This window comes from Nonomuraea sp. NPDC004702 (assembly GCF_053601695.1).
Map to the genome: position 1 here is coordinate 44,744 of NZ_JBSGCE010000024.1, position 14,013 is coordinate 58,756.

13 protein-coding genes are annotated in these 14,013 nt (G+C 73.8%); 5 read left to right on the forward strand and 8 right to left on the reverse strand.

What is annotated here, in order from left to right; translation table 11 throughout:
• Positions 1-33: 33 nt before the first annotated feature.
• From ACWEJ6_RS27550 to ACWEJ6_RS27570, 5 genes are all read right to left on the reverse strand, one after another.
• Positions 34-489 (reverse strand): ATP-binding protein, encoded by a 456-nt coding sequence (locus ACWEJ6_RS27550; RefSeq protein ID WP_358294920.1) that lies wholly within the window; start codon positions 487-489, stop codon positions 34-36.
• 110 nt (positions 490-599) lie between these two features.
• Entirely contained in the window at positions 600-965 is a 366-nt protein-coding gene (gene crcB / locus ACWEJ6_RS27555; RefSeq protein ID WP_452427300.1) for a fluoride efflux transporter CrcB, read from the reverse strand.
• On the reverse strand, positions 962-1,813 hold the full coding sequence (locus tag ACWEJ6_RS27560; protein WP_452427302.1) for a CrcB family protein: 852 nt from the start codon (positions 1,811-1,813) through the stop codon (positions 962-964). The genes crcB and ACWEJ6_RS27560 overlap by 4 nt, the downstream gene beginning before the upstream one ends.
• Positions 1,814-2,016: 203 nt before the next feature.
• Positions 2,017-2,565, reverse strand: a complete 549-nt coding sequence (locus tag ACWEJ6_RS27565; RefSeq protein WP_452427304.1) for a TetR/AcrR family transcriptional regulator — start codon at positions 2,563-2,565, stop codon at positions 2,017-2,019.
• A 26-nt stretch (positions 2,566-2,591) separates the two neighbouring features.
• A complete protein-coding gene (locus ACWEJ6_RS27570) occupies positions 2,592-3,380 on the reverse strand; it encodes an SDR family NAD(P)-dependent oxidoreductase (RefSeq protein WP_452427306.1) in 789 nt (262 codons plus the stop codon).
• A gap of 132 nt (positions 3,381-3,512) precedes the next feature.
• On the opposite strand from ACWEJ6_RS27570, the gene ACWEJ6_RS27575 reads away from it, so the two are divergent.
• The 3 genes from ACWEJ6_RS27575 (at position 3,513) to ACWEJ6_RS27585 (ending at position 6,537) form a co-directional block, all read left to right on the forward strand.
• Positions 3,513-4,499, forward strand: coding sequence for an aldo/keto reductase (locus ACWEJ6_RS27575; protein WP_452427308.1), 987 nt, complete (start codon positions 3,513-3,515; stop codon positions 4,497-4,499).
• A gap of 89 nt (positions 4,500-4,588) precedes the next feature.
• Positions 4,589-5,326, forward strand: a complete 738-nt coding sequence (locus ACWEJ6_RS27580; protein WP_452427310.1) for a 3-keto-5-aminohexanoate cleavage protein — start codon at positions 4,589-4,591, stop codon at positions 5,324-5,326.
• 122 nt (positions 5,327-5,448) lie between these two features.
• The gene (locus tag ACWEJ6_RS27585; RefSeq protein WP_452427312.1) at positions 5,449-6,537 is read left to right on the forward strand and encodes a serine hydrolase domain-containing protein; all 1,089 of its coding nucleotides are present in this window, start codon (positions 5,449-5,451) and stop codon (positions 6,535-6,537) included.
• Positions 6,538-6,588: 51 nt separating this feature from the next.
• Here ACWEJ6_RS27585 and ACWEJ6_RS27590 read toward each other — a convergent pair whose 3' ends face one another.
• The 3 genes from ACWEJ6_RS27590 to ACWEJ6_RS27600 all read right to left on the reverse strand — a co-directional run bounded on the left by ACWEJ6_RS27590 (position 6,589) and on the right by ACWEJ6_RS27600 (position 9,080).
• Positions 6,589-7,200 carry an NTF2-like N-terminal transpeptidase domain-containing protein gene (locus ACWEJ6_RS27590; RefSeq protein ID WP_452427314.1) on the reverse strand — a complete coding sequence of 204 codons (612 nt, stop codon included), beginning with the start codon at positions 7,198-7,200 and terminating at the stop codon, positions 6,589-6,591.
• 181 nt (positions 7,201-7,381) lie between these two features.
• Positions 7,382-8,503 (reverse strand): CU044_5270 family protein, encoded by a 1,122-nt coding sequence (locus tag ACWEJ6_RS27595; RefSeq protein WP_452427316.1) that lies wholly within the window; start codon positions 8,501-8,503, stop codon positions 7,382-7,384.
• Positions 8,496-9,080, reverse strand: a complete 585-nt coding sequence (locus ACWEJ6_RS27600; RefSeq protein ID WP_387678758.1) for an RNA polymerase sigma factor — start codon at positions 9,078-9,080, stop codon at positions 8,496-8,498. Before ACWEJ6_RS27600 ends, ACWEJ6_RS27595 begins: the two co-directional genes overlap by 8 nt.
• Positions 9,081-9,202: 122 nt before the next feature.
• On the opposite strand from ACWEJ6_RS27600, the gene ACWEJ6_RS27605 reads away from it, so the two are divergent.
• Together ACWEJ6_RS27605 and ACWEJ6_RS27610 are read left to right on the forward strand one after the other, a co-directional pair.
• A complete protein-coding gene (locus tag ACWEJ6_RS27605; protein ID WP_452427318.1) occupies positions 9,203-12,313 on the forward strand; it encodes a S8 family serine peptidase in 3,111 nt (1,036 codons plus the stop codon).
• Between the two features lie 154 nt (positions 12,314-12,467).
• On the forward strand, positions 12,468-14,006 hold the full coding sequence (locus ACWEJ6_RS27610; protein WP_397161830.1) for an alpha/beta fold hydrolase: 1,539 nt from the start codon (positions 12,468-12,470) through the stop codon (positions 14,004-14,006).
• The last annotated feature ends 7 nt before the right edge of the window (positions 14,007-14,013 follow it).

Below are 14,013 nucleotides of genomic sequence, written 5' to 3' on the forward strand. Positions count from 1 at the left end.
ACCCCGGAACGTGCCGGGCCGGCGCCGGCCGGGCTAGGACCAGGGGAAGGCGCCGCCGGCCATGGTGCTGCTGAGGCGGCGATCGGCGGCGCCGGGGGTCTCCGAGGGCACCAGCATGCGCAGCCGCAGCCGCGAGCCGAGGCCGGTCCGCTCCAGCGCGACCGAGTCGCACAGCTGCTGGATCACCCACAGGCCGAAGCCGTGGGACGCGGTCGGGTCGACGCCCGCGGTGTCGAGGTGGTCGGGGGTCAGGCGGCCCGCGGTGTCCAGAATCTCCACGCAGACGCCGATCGGGTCCCGGGTCGCGGTGACCAGGCCGGCCGAGCCGCCATGGTCAAGGACGTTGGTGACGGCCTCGTTCACCGCGAGCACCAGGTCCTCCAGCCGCTCGCCGGACAGTCCGCTGTGGTGGCCGTGGATGCGCACCAGGTCGCGGATGAACGCCAGATCGGCGCTGATGGGACAGCGCAGCTCGAACTCCACAAGCATGATCGTCTCGTCTGTCGGAGGTCGGGAAGGGGTACGCCGGCCCCTTTCAGCTTTCCCGTCGAGTGATCGTCAAACGCGCCGGCCGCTCGCCGTCGAGCTCCCGGGACGGCTCACCGGATGACGGCCTGGGCGAGGGCGATGCCGCACCAGGCCGCTCCGAGGCCGGCCGCGATGCCGGCCACGGCGTTGAGCGCGGCGTAGGTGCGGGCGCCGTTCTGCAGCAGCCGCAGGGTCTCGTAACCGAAGGTCGAGTACGTGGTCAGCGCCCCGCACAGGCCCGTGCCCAGCAGGGCCTGCGCCGCGCCGGTGGCGGGCAGCGCCAGCAGGAAGCCGAGCAGCGCCGAGCCCGTCACGTTCACGGTGAAGGTGCCCCACGGGAACAGGCTGTCGTGCCGGGCCTGGACGGCGCGGTCGATCAGGTAGCGGGCGGGCGCGCCCACGGCGGCCCCCAGCACCACCAGCAGCAACGTCGTCACGGACGCCTCCCGCCGCGCGGAGCCCGCGGGGCCTGGTCGGGGGCGGCCCGGTCGGGGGCGGCCCGGTCGGGGGCGGCCCGGTCGGGGGCGGTCTCGGCGGGACTGGCTTTGGCGGGACCGGTCTCGGCGGGACTGGCTTTGGCGGGACCGGTCTCGGCGGCAGTGGTCTCGGCGGGACCGGTCTCGGCGGGAGTGGTCTCGGCGGGAGTGGCGAACCGGCCGAACAGCCCGCGGCCGAGCGCCTGGCCCAGGAAGACCGCGGCCAGCGCCATGACCAGCGTGACCGCCAGGTAGGCGAGCGCCGTGCGCGGTTGCCCCGCGGCCAGCGCCCCGTGGGCGTCGGCGATGGAGGTGGAGAACGTGGTGAACCCGCCCAGCACCCCCACCCCCAGGAACGGCCGGGTCAGCGGGTGAGCTTGCCAAATCTCGGTGATGGCCACCATCAGCAGCCCGATCAGCAGGCAGCCGGTGACGTTGACGGCCAGCGTCGGCCAGGCGAACCCGCCGGGCGGCACCGGGAAGGCGGTCAGGACGGCGTAGCGGGCGAGCGCGCCCAGCACGCCGCCGGCCGCGATGACGGCCAGCGTGGCGACCGGGGCGCGGGCCAGCTCGCCGCGCTGGGCGGGCACGTGGAGGTCGACGTCGGGATCGACCGCGGCCCGCGGATCGACCTGCGCGCCGGCGCCTCCGGCGGCATGCGCGCCACCGACCTCCACCCTTTCGGCGGCGTGCGGGGACCCGGCCTCCGCCCCTGCGGCGGCGTGCGGGGATCCAACCTTCGCCCCTTCGTCGGCGGCGGGCGCGCGGCCGGGGTCGGGGTCGGGTTCGGGGGGACGAGCTTGGGTCATGAGGCATCTCCTACCAGCACATGAGCGTGGCACATCTCTGGCAGGGACCGTTGGCGGCGACACCGCGGTTACCCCCGGACGGGCGGGAGGCGGCGGGCCCCACCGCCGCGGCTCCCGGCACGGGAAGCCGCCCCCATCATACCGGCGACCACCCCGCACCCCACCGCCGAGAGGTGCCCCCCACAGGCCGCCGGCCCCCGGCGTCAACCGCTGAGCGACAACCAGACGCGGTCGGGCAGGACGCGGGCCGCCTCGTCCAGGTCGATGTCCGGCGCGCCCGCCAGCCACCGTCTGCTCACCTCGGCCACCGGCCCGATCAGCAGCATCTCCACCTGCGCCGCCGGCAGCCGCGCCACCGTCCCCTCCGCCATGCGCGCCCCGATCCAGGCGTTCAGCCTGCCCAGCCGGGACGCCTTGGCCGCGGCGATGCGCTCGGCGTACGGGCCGAGGTCCAGCGCGTACGGCGCCGCGTGGATGAAGCGGGCCTTGTCCGGGTGCGAAGCGGTGAAGCCGAGGTAGGCCGTCACGGCGCGGCGCACGCCGTCACGGGCGTCGGCGGTCTGCTCGGTGACGGCGACCAGCGTGTCGAGCAGCTCGTCCATGCACCGGCTGTACAGCGCGGCGGCCAGCCCTTCCAGGCTGCCGAAGTGGTGGTAGACGCTGCCCATGCTGACGCCGCTGCGCGTGGTCACCGCCCGGAGGGTGAAGTCGGCGGGGTAGACCTCCAGGGCGGTGTCCAGAAGCCTGCGCACGGTCTCCTCGCTGCGCCGGTGCCGGGTCATCGCGCCGCGGCCAGCGCCTCGGCCTCGTCCCAGACGCGCCGGGCCAGGTCGGCGTCCAGCGCCGGGCCCTGCAACGGGACCTGGCGGTCCTGGTCGAAGTACCGGCCGGTGCCGGCGTCCCCGGTCAGGGAGACGACGTGCCGCGCGCCTTCCTCGGGCGCGGCCCAGCTGCGCTTGGCGGCCTTGAGCAGCCAGCCGAGCGGGCCGCGGCGGTCGCCGAGCCCGGTGCGGATGACGCCGGGGTGCACGGCGTCGATCGTGATCCCGGCCGTCCGCCAGCGTTCGGCGAACAGGGGCACGGTCAGCAGGTTGCACAGCTTGGTGTCGGCGTACGTGCGCATCGGCGAGAAGGCGGCGCCCACGGCCGTGCGTCCGGGTTCGGCCCGGCCCTTGACGTACAGGCCGGCGGTGACCTGCACCACGCGTCCGAGCCGGTCCTCCAGCAGGTGGTTGAGCAGGAACGGCGCCAGGTGGTTGACCGCGAACGACTCCTCCAGCCCGTCCTCGGTCAGGACGCGGCGGGCGGGCCAGAGGCCGGCGTTGTGGACGAGCACGTCGATGCGCGGGCAGCGGTCCAGCAGGTCGGCGGCCAGCCGCCGGACCGACTCGGCCGTGGTGAGGTCGCCCGCCACGGCCTGGACGTCGCCCCCGATCCGCGCGGCGGCCTGCCGGCCCCGCTCCGCGTCCCGCGCGACCAGCAGCACCGTGTGCCCGTCGCCGGCCAGCCGTTCGCACACCGCGTACCCGATGCCCCGGTTGCCGCCGGTCACCACCATGATCGACATATCAGAGCATTTTTCTAGAGAAATGATCTAATTTCAAGAAGATGGCCGGTCCGGCTTGACCTGGAGTTCGCTCCAGCCCCCAGACTCCCGTTCCGGGGCCTCGTACAGAACGTGACGAACTGGGGAGACAGCATGAAGTACCGGACGATCGGCGCGAACCCGGACACCCGCCGCGAAGTGAGCGTGCTCGCCCTCGGGGCGATGTTGTTCGGCTCGGTGACCGACGAGAAGACGTCGTTCGCCATCCTCGACCGCTACGCCGAGGCCGGCGGGACGTTCATCGACACGTCCGACAACTACGCCTTCTGGGTGGACGGCGGCCAGGGCGGGCAGAGCGAGGAGCTGCTCGGCCGCTGGCTGCGCAGCAGCGGCGCCGGGGACGAGATCGTGATCGCCACCAAGCTGGGCGCGCGGCCGCTCGCGCCGGGCACCAGCTACGTCGACAACGCCGAGGGCCTGTCCGCCAAGATCATCAGGGAGTCGGCCGAGCGCAGCCGCGAACGCCTCGGCGTGGACCGCATCGACCTGCTCTACGCCCACATCGAGGACCGCACGGTGGAGGTGGCCGAGACCGTCGAGGGCTTCGGCGCCCTGGTGGCCGAGGGCACGGTCGGCCTGCTCGGGGCGAGCAACCACGCGATCTGGCGGGTGGAGCGGGCCCGCGCCCTGGCCGCCGCGTCGGGGGTGGCCGGGTACGAGGTGCTGCAGTACCAGCACAGCCTGCTGCGCCCGCGCTTCGACGTGCCGGAGTCGATCTTCCAGGACGGCAGCCTCGGCCACGCCGGAGCCGAGCTGCTGAGCTACCTGCGCGCCGAGCCCGCCCTCACCCTGGTCGCCTACTCGCCGCTGCTCGGCGGGGCCTACACCCGGCAGGACAAGCAGGTGCCGCCGGACTACGACCACCCCGGCACCCCGGCCCGCATGGCGGTGCTGGGCGAGGTCGCGAAGGAGTGCGGGGCGAGCCTGAACCAGGTCGTGCTGGCCTGGCAGATCGGCTCGGCGTTCCCGGTGATCCCGCTGGTCGGGGCGTCGTCGGTGGCCCAGCTTGAGGAGAGCCTGGCCGCCGTGGACCTGGAGCTGACCGACGACCAGCGCGCCCGCCTGGACGCCGCCCACTGAAACCCCGCCCGCCTGATGCCGCGGAGGGCTCGGAGCAGCGGCCGGGACGCCGCGCCTGAGCCCGATTCGCCCGGGTAAGGATGGTGCTCATGTTCATCAAAGCGTGTCTGAACGGAAGCCGGGCGGCAGGTGAGCATCCCCGGCTGCCCCTGACGCCCGCCGAGCTGGCCGCCGACGCCGTGGCCGTGCGGCGGGCGGGGGCGTGGGCGGTGCACGTCCATCCGCGGGACGCGGCGGGGCGCGAGTCACTGGCCGCCGCCGACGTCGGGGCGGCGACGTCGGCCGTCAGGGCGGCGGCGCCTGGGCTGCCCGTGGGCGTGTCCACCGGCCTGTGGATCACGGGCGGCGACGCCGCGGCCCGCCTGGACGCGGTGACCGCCTGGGCGGAGCTGCCCGCCGGCGCCCGCCCGGACTTCGCCTCGGTGAACCTGTCGGAGCCGGGGTTCGGCGAGCTGGCGCGGACGTTGCTGGCGGCCGGGATCGGGGTCGAGGCGGGGGTGTGGACGCCGGCCGACGCCGCGACGCTGACCGCATCGGGCCTGGCCGGACGCATGACGCGCATCCTCGTCGAGGTGATCGACGCGCCGTCCGAGGAGGCCGTCCCCCGGGCTGCGGCCATTCTGGACCGCCTGGACGGGTCGCCCGCCCCCCGCCTGCTGCACGGCGAGGGGCCGGCGACGTGGCCGCTCGTGGCGGAGGCCGTACGGCGGGGCCTCGCCACCCGGATCGGCCTGGAGGACACGCTGCTCGACCCGGACGGCGACCCGGCCGAGGACAACGCCGCCCTCGTCGGCCACGTCCTGGCCATCGCCCGCCCCCGCGGGTAGAAGGCAGCGCACCGGGTGGTAGGGACAGCCCCCGCATGAGGGTGGGTGGTGCCGTGACTGCGGCGAAGCCGCCGATTCGCCACAGTCGGGACATAGCTTGATCGACGCGACAAGGAGTCCCGATGCCTTCCTCCGCCGCCCGGCGCGCACTCGCCCTGCTCGTGATCGTCCCGCTGGCGCTCGCACCGATGGCTCCGGCGTTCGCCGCCGAGCGGGCGCCGTCGGTGCAGTCGCGGCTGGACGCCCTCACCGCCTCCCCCGACGTGCCCGGCGCCGTGGCCTACATCCGCCACCCGGACGGCCGGACCACGACGGTCGTCTCCGGCACCGCGCGGCGCGGCACGAAGCGGCCCATGCCCGGCGCCGACGGCCGGTTCAGGATCGCCAGCGTGAGCAAGTCGATCATCGCGGCCACCGTGCTGAAGCTGGCCGACCAGGGCAAGGTGAACCTGGACGAGCCGGTCGAGACGTACCTGCCGGGGGTCATCCGCGGCAAGGGCATCGACGGACGGGACATCACCGTGAAGATGCTCCTGCAGCAGACCAGCGGCCTGCCGGACTTCACCCCCGTCGCCGACTGGTCGAAGATCGGCAAGCAGGCCCTGCTCAAGCTGGCCCTCTCCCTCGAACCGACGCCCCCCGGCCGGTTCGCCTACTCCAACACCAACTACATGGTCCTCGGCCTGGTCGCGCAGGCGGTGACCGGGCGCGACTTCCGCGTGGTCAGCCGCGACCTGGTGCTGAAGCCGCTGGGCATGCGGGACACGTACTGGCCGGCCGAGGGCGAGACCGGCATCCGCGGCCCGCACGCGCACACCTACGGCGTGCACCCGCTGCACCCGAAGGACGGCGTCGTCGACGTGACCCGGCTGCCCGGCCACGCGTTCGGCGCCAGCGGCGGGCTGGTCTCGACGCCGCGCGACCTGAGCACGTTCTGGCGGGCGCAGTCCGTCAGATCCGGTTCGTACGTCGACGTCGACCGGCCCGGCTGGCCCAAGGGCGCCCGCTACGGCTACGGCGTCATGGAGATCCCGCTGAGCTGCGGCGGGAAGTTGTGGGGGCACGGCGGCGACGTCCCGGGCGTGTCCACCTTCAGCGGCCGCGACCGCGACGGCCGCACGGTCACCGTCTACGCCACGGGCTCGGCCAACGGCGGCAAGGCCCGCGATCTCCTGATCGCCGCCTTCGACACCGCCCTGTGCACCCGCTGACCGGGCCTCCGGCGCTGGTGACGCGCGATGAACCGGTCTTCCCGACGACGGCTAACCCGCGACCCCAGGTTGGGCCGAGTCGGCCAGGACGGCCACCGGTTTGAGTCCCTCGTCGGCGAAAAGTGCTCCTGCCCGCTCTCCCTCGGCACGTGTTTCCAGGAGGACGAGCCGGGAGGAGCCGTCGGGTTGGGGTACGACGCGGATCTGCCGCACCTCGCTGAAGCCGACCTTCTGCAGCTGGGGGTGGATCGCCGTCGGCGACCAGCTCACCTTCCAGGCGCGGTCGAATTCGATGATCTCCAGTTGTCCGTCGTAGGTGTAGGGGACCGGCCCGTCGAGGGTGACGGCGAACGAGGCGTGGTAGGTGGCGGTCTCCCCGAAGTTCAGGTAGGCCTTGGGGCGGACGCGGACGTCCTGAATGGTCATCCGCTTGGCCTGGGAGCCCTTGGTGAAGGCGTTGTAGACGCCGTCGAAGTCTCGGGGCGGCTCCAGCACCTGGGCTTTCATGGCGGACAGGTCGCCGCGCTGCCAGGCCGTCAGGAACGCGGTCGCCGTCCGCTGGGGCGAGCCCTCGGTGCGTACCGCCAGGTAGACGGCAATGCCCACACCGAGGACGGCGATGGTGCTCGCCGTCCGTCGCCACCGGCAAGAGAACACGGACATATCGGGCGATCCTACGGTCTGGACCACAACCCCCCAGAACCCGCACCCGACCGCCGGCGGCGTTCCCTCTCCGGGGAGTCGTTCGGCCAGGGCGGCGGTGCCGGATGATCCGCCTTCGCGCATGCCTGCCACGGTGACCCGCCCTTCCGGGAACGTGCCGCCGCCCCCGTCGCGACGGGGGTCAGCGGTTCATGTCACGGCGCAGGGCCGGGAGCTGGGGCTCCTCGTCGGTCCAGGCGGCCGTTCTGATCGCCTCGTACGAGCGGTCCTGGCCGACCGTCGACTCCAGGGCCAGCGGCAGGCCGGTGGCGGTGTCCACGACGAACCGGTATCGCTCGCCCGGCCCGCCCGGCCGGCTGACCGCCTGGCCCTTGCGGCCGAGCGGGTCGGTGGCCTCGCTCTCCGCGCTCGCCCCCGGGAGCGCGGCCAGCATCCGGTACGTCGCCGCACGCACCTCCGGCGAGGTCGGGAAGTTCATGACGAGCCGCACGCCGGTCTCGAAGAGCTGGGCGTTCATGTCCACCCGCTCCTTGCCGTACCCCTTGGACACGACGCGTTCGAGGGTGTCGCGCAGCCCTTCCGGGGTGGTCGGCAGGGCGTTCAGGGTGGCGGGCGTCATGGGTGTGCCCAGCAGGGTGAGGGTCTTGCCGCTGTCGTCGCGTACGGCGTCGCGCTCGCCGGGGCCGGCCTGCAGCTTCACCGGGGGCGTGCCCCCGCTCAGGGTCCAGGTCCGGGGGGAGCCGGCGGCGCGCCAGGCCGTCTCGTCCTCGGGCGTCGCCGGCTCGGCGCCGAGGTCCTGGCGGATCACCCAGGTGGGGCGGTCGGCCGCCTTGGGGAGCCAGAGCTCGATCGAGCGGGTGGTCTTGAGGGTGTAGTGGCCGCCGGGCGCGCGTTCGTACCGGCCGATGACGCCGTCGCGCCTCCAGTACGCGCCGTCGCCCGCGACGGGGGTGACCGAGCCGGCGGCGGCCAGCAGGATGTCACCGGCCGAGAGCCGGGCGGGCGCTGCGGAGGCCGAGGGTGTCGAAGGCGTCGAGGGGGCGGTGAGGAAGGTGGCGGCCACGGTGACGGCGGCCGCCCCGGCCAGGCTCGCCCCCACGAGCGGCCAGCGCCGCCGGCCCCTCCTGCCGTCCGGCAGCGCCCGCAGCGCCGGCCGCCGCTCCTCCCCGCGGACGCCGGCGTCCATGGGTGAGGCGTAGGCGTCGGCGAGGCGGGCGCGGCCGTCGGCCAGCACCTCGGGGGTGGGAGGCGGGGCCGCGTAAAGGTCGCGGATCAGGGTCAGGTCCTGGTTCAGGTCATCCACGGGAGTCTCCAAGCAGGGGATTGACGCCGCCCAGGGCGGCGCGAAGCTTCCTTCTGATGCGGTTCAGCCGGGAACCGACCGTTCCCGACGGGATGTCGAGGGCCTGGCCGATCTCCTGGTAGCTGAGGTCGGCCAGCGCCAGGAGCAGCAGGACGTCGCGGTCGGCGTCCGGCATCTCCTGCAGGGCCGCCACCAGGTCGTCCTTGACGCCCGCCGCCGCCAGCCGCCCGGCGACCAGGTCCTCGTGCCCGTCCTCGGCCTGTTCGCCGGTGAGCGTCCCTTCCGGCGCCCGTTGCATCGCCTGCAACCGGCGCAGCTCGCTCCTGCGGTGCTGGGCGACGACGTTGGTGGCGATGCCGTACAGCCAGCCGCGGACCACGCCACGGCCGGAGTCGAAGCCGGCCCGGCCGTGGAAGGCGGCCAGGAAGATCTCCGCGGTGAGGTCGTCGGCGGCCTGGGTGCCGAGGCGGCCGGCGACGTACCGGTGGATCTCGGGAAAGTAGCGGTCGTAGAGCACCCCGAACCGCTCGGGGAGGCGCAGGGACTCGGCGATCGCCTGCTCGTCCTCGACCGTCATGGTTTGTGTCACACCCCTACTTGGCGGGAGCGCCCGTCCTTCTTCACGCCCTCTCAGCCCGTGAAGAGGGGGCGGGCATTCCGCCAAGAAGACATGTGATCCTCAGAACGACAGCGGTCTCAGTGACCATCGCGCTCCTCGGAGCCGTTCCTTCCGGCCTGCCGGCCCCGCCGGGCGGCCCCGCCCGTACCGTGACGCTGATCACGGGAGACCGGGTGAGCCTCGTCGCCGACGGCGTGCGCGTCGCGCCGGGCAAGGGCCGTACGGGCGTCGTCTTCAGCACGGAGAAGATCGGCGACCGGCTCCGCGTCGTCCCCGGCGACGCCGTCCCCCTGCTGGCCGCCGGCCGGCTCGACCCCCGCCTGTTCGACGTGACGACCCTGCTGGAGTACGCCCCCGGCGCCCTGCCCCTCATCGTCGCGGGCCCGGACGCCGCCCGCCGGCCGGGCCTGGCCGCCCATGGCATGGCGGTGACCCGCGACCTGCCCGCCGTGAACGGCGCCGCCGTACGGTTCGACGCCGCCGCCGGCTCCTGGCCGGACCTCAGGGCCTCGCTCACCTCCGGCACGGGAAAGATCTGGCTCGACGGCCGGGCGACCCTGTCGCTGGACGCCAGCGTCAAGCAGATCGGCGCCCCCTCCGCCTGGGAGAAGGGCTACACGGGCGCCGGGGTGAAGGTCGCCGTCCTGGACTCCGGCATCGACGACACCCACCCCGACCTGGCCGGCAAGGTGGCGGCCCGCCGGAACTTCACCGGCACGGACACCGCGGCCGACCTCACCGGGCACGGCACCCATGTGGCCTCGACCATCGCCGGGACCGGCGAGCGTTACCGCGGTGTCGCGCCGGGCGCCACCCTGCTGGACGCCAAGGTGTGCGCCGACCGCTGGTGCGCGGAGTCGGCGATCCTGGCCGGCATGCAGTGGGCCGCCGAGCAGGGGGCCAAGGTGGCCAACCTCAGCCTCGGCTCGCCGGACGCCCCCGGCCTGGACCCGCTGGAGGAGGCCGTCCGTACCTTGACCGAGCGGTACGGCGTGCTGTTCGTCGTGGCCGCCGGCAACTACGGCAAGCCGGGCACCGTCGCCTCGCCCTCCACCGCGGACGCGGCCCTGTCGGTCGGCGCGGTGGACCGTGCCGACCGCCTGGCCGTCTTCTCCAGCACCGGTCCCCGCACAGGCGACTCGGCGTTGAAGCCCGACATCACCGCGCCGGGCGTCGCCATCCGCGCCGCGCGTGGCAAGGACTCCCCCGGCGACGGCCCGTACGTCGAGATGTCGGGCACCTCCATGGCGGCCCCGCACGCCGCCGGGTCGGCCGCGATCCTGGCCGGGCTGCGCCCGGACTGGACGCCCGAGCAGCTCAAGGCCGCCCTCATGGCCACTGCCCGGCCGCAGCCCGGCACCGGGATCTACGCCCAGGGCGCGGGCCGCCTCGACGTGGGCCGCGCGATCGGCCAGACGGTGACCGCCTCCCCCGCGTCGGTCAGCTTCGGCGTGCTCGCCTGGCCGCACGACGACGACGAGCCGGTCACCAGGAAGCTGGCCTACCGCAACGACGGTCCTGAGCCGGTGACGCTGCGCCTGTCGGCGCGGGCCGGCGCGGACGTGTTCGAGGTGTCGCCCGGCACGCTGACCGTCCCCGCGGGCGGCCGGGCGGAGGCGACCGTCACCGCCGACACCCGGGGCGACGTGGCCGACGGGCCGCTCGGCGGCTACCTGGAGGCCACCGCCGAGGACGGCACGACCGTGAGCACGCCGCTCGCCGTGGTCAAGGAGGTCGAGAGCTACGACCTGACCCTCGACCGGCCGGGCGCCGCGGACGCGCTGACCACCCTCTACCGGACCGACGTCGACCGGAAGGACTGGAACCCGGTCACCGTCCAGCCTGGCGGCAGGGTCACGCTGCGGCTGGCCAAGGGCACCTACGTCGTCGACAGCCGGTCCACGGACGGCGAGGGTCTGACCATGCTCGTCCATCCCGGCCTGCGCCTGGATCGGGATCAGTCCGTGCGGCTGGACCCGGCTCAGGCGCGGCCGGTGTCCATCGCGCCGCCCGACCCGGCGGCCAGGCACCTGATGACCGAGGTGACCTTCAGCGGGCGCACGCGGGACGGTTCCCCCTACTACCTGGGCGCGGAGGCCACCATGTTCGACGCCGCGCCGGGCATCCGCACCGCGCAGGTGGGGTCCGGCCGGTACGACCTGCTGACCAAGGTCGCCGGCCAGTGGGCGGTGCCGGGCCCGGACGGCGACCTGGCGGGCAGCGCTCAGGCGTACCGGCTGGCGTGGTTCGTCCAGGGCCAGGTGCCGACCGGCTTCAGCCGCCGGGTCGGGCGCGCGGACCTGGCCACGATCCGCAGGGACTACGGCGCGCCGGCGGCCGGCGCGGACGCGAGCGCCGCGAGCGCCGCCTGGCCCGCGGAGGGACGGTTCTTCAGCATCATGTTCGTGACCGACTTCCGGCCCCCCTTCACGCACACCGAGTACGTCAACACCGGCGGCGGCCTCCGCTGGCGGAACATGTACACGGAGACGGGCCCGACCTGGGGAGCCGACCTGATCTCGACCGCCCGCAGGTACGAGGCGGGACACGCCTACGACGAGACCTGGAACCGCGGCGTCTTCGGTCCCGCGCCGGTCACCGAGGAGGGCGCTCCTCCCGTCTCCCGCGCGGGCGACGTGATCTCCGCGTTCCCCTTGCTGTACGCCGACGGGGCCGGTCATCCGGGGATGTCGAGCGTGTCCGGGGCGCGGATCGCCCTCTACCGGGACGGCGAGCTGGTGGCGGAGGAGCCCGCTCCGGGGGCGCGGTTCGGCGTGCCGGCCGGGGAGGCGGCCTACCGGCTGGAGGTGACGGCCGAGCGCGGCCCGGAGCTGCTCTCCACCCGTACGGCGGTCGCCTGGACGTTCCGCTCGGCCGGTGGCCGGGACGGCGCGCTGCCGCTGCCGGTCGTCGTCTTCTCGCCCCCGCTGGACCCGGCGAGCGGCGCGCCTGCCGGCCGGGCGTTCGCGGTGCCGGTGTCCGTGCGCGGGCAGGCGGGGGCGGTGCGGGAGCCGGCCGTGGAGGTCTCCTACGACGACGGCCGCACCTGGCGGGCGGCGACGGTCGCGGGCGGCGCCGTACGGCTGCGCCATCCGGCCGGGGCGGGCTTCGTCTCCCTGCGCGCCCGCGCCGCCGACACCGGGGGCAACACCGTGGAGCAGACGGTGATCCGCGCCTACCGGATCGGGTGACCCGCCGGCCGATGGAGTGGTCGGGGCGCGCAGAGCGCTTGGGCGACTTTGGGGAAATTTCCGATTTTGCCGTCATTTCCAACCCCAAACCGCGATGATCTAGGTCGGCCGGATGCCCACGGGGGGCGCACCGGCCGTTGATTGGAGCCCCATTTTGCGGAGAAGACTCCCACTGTTCGCCACCGCCTTCGTGGCGCTGGCGGCGTTGATCCCGGTTCCGGCGGCGAACGCGGCGACGACCGCGACACCCGCCACCACCACGACGAACGCCATCACCTGGGCGCCCTGCGAGGAGGAGCCCAGCGCCGAGTGCGGCAAGCTGACCGTGCCCATCGACTGGGCGCAGCCGAGCGGGCCCTCGATCGACCTCGCGGTCGCGCGGCGCAAGGCCACCGACCCGGCCGCCAGGGTCGGCTCGCTGGTGATCAACCCCGGCGGTCCGGGCGGGTCCGGCGTGGAGGCCGTCTACGGCGCTCCCGGGTCCTACACCGAGGAACTGCAGCAGCGGTTCGACATCGTCGGTTTCGACCCGCGCGGCGTGGGCCGCAGCCACCCGGTCATCTGCTCGGCGTCGGTCTACAACCAGATGCCGCCGACCGTCATGCGCAGCCAGGCCGACTTCGACGCCTGGAACGCCTTCACCAAGAAGCTGCACCCGGACTGCCGGGCCCGTACCGGCCCGCTCTACGACCACGTGGACTCCGTCTCCGTGGCCCGTGACATGGACGCCCTCCGCGCCGCCCTCGGCGAGGAGAAGCTCACCTACTACGGCATCTCGTACGGCACCCTGATCGGCCAGATGTACGCCGAGCTGTTCCCCGGCCGCATCCGGGCGCTCGCCCTCGACAGCAACATGGACCACAGCCTCGGCGTGAAGGGCTTCTTCGCCACCGAGGCCCTGGCCGTCGAGGACGGCTTCGACCAGTTCGTCGGCTGGTGCGAGCAGGACACCAGTTGCGTGCTGAACGGTCGCGACATCCGCGCGATCTGGAAGAGCCTGCTGGACAAGGCCCGCCGCGGCGAGCTGGTCTACCCCAGCACCGGTCAGCGGATGACCGAGCTGCAGGTCATCTACAACGCCGCGCTGGGCAACGAGGGACCCGACTGGCGCACGCTGAGCGAAGTGATCAACTGGCTGAACGGCGGCCCGGCCCCCGAGTGGGTGCCGCCGCTGCCCGGCCGGGGCCCGGTGGAGGGCGACGTCGCCGAACTGCCGACCCGGATCCTCTGCCAGGACTACAACCTCAAGGTGAACAGCTACGCCGAGTACGCCGACCTCATGCGTACCGCCGGCCTGCTGGCGCCGGACACGAAGTACCACCCGTACCCGACCGACGACCTGCCCATCTGCCTCAACTCGGGCGCCCCCGCCAACCCGCCGCACTCGCTGCGGTACACCGGCCAGGCCCCGCTGCTGCTCGGCAACTCGATCCACGACCCGGCCACGCCGTGGATCTGGGCGGCCAACGCCACCCGTCAGCTCGGCCCGAAGGCCGTGCTGCTCACGTACGAGGGCTGGGGTCACCGCATCTACGGCAAGGACAAGTGCCAGACCGACATCATCGACCAGTACCTCATCGACCTGAAGGTGCCGCCGCAGGGCACCCGCTGCGCCGTGGGCACGCCTGAGGAGACGCTCAAGAAGCAGACGAAGCGGGCGTGGCCGTCCGACTCGCTGCCCTGGGCCGGATAGTCCGCAC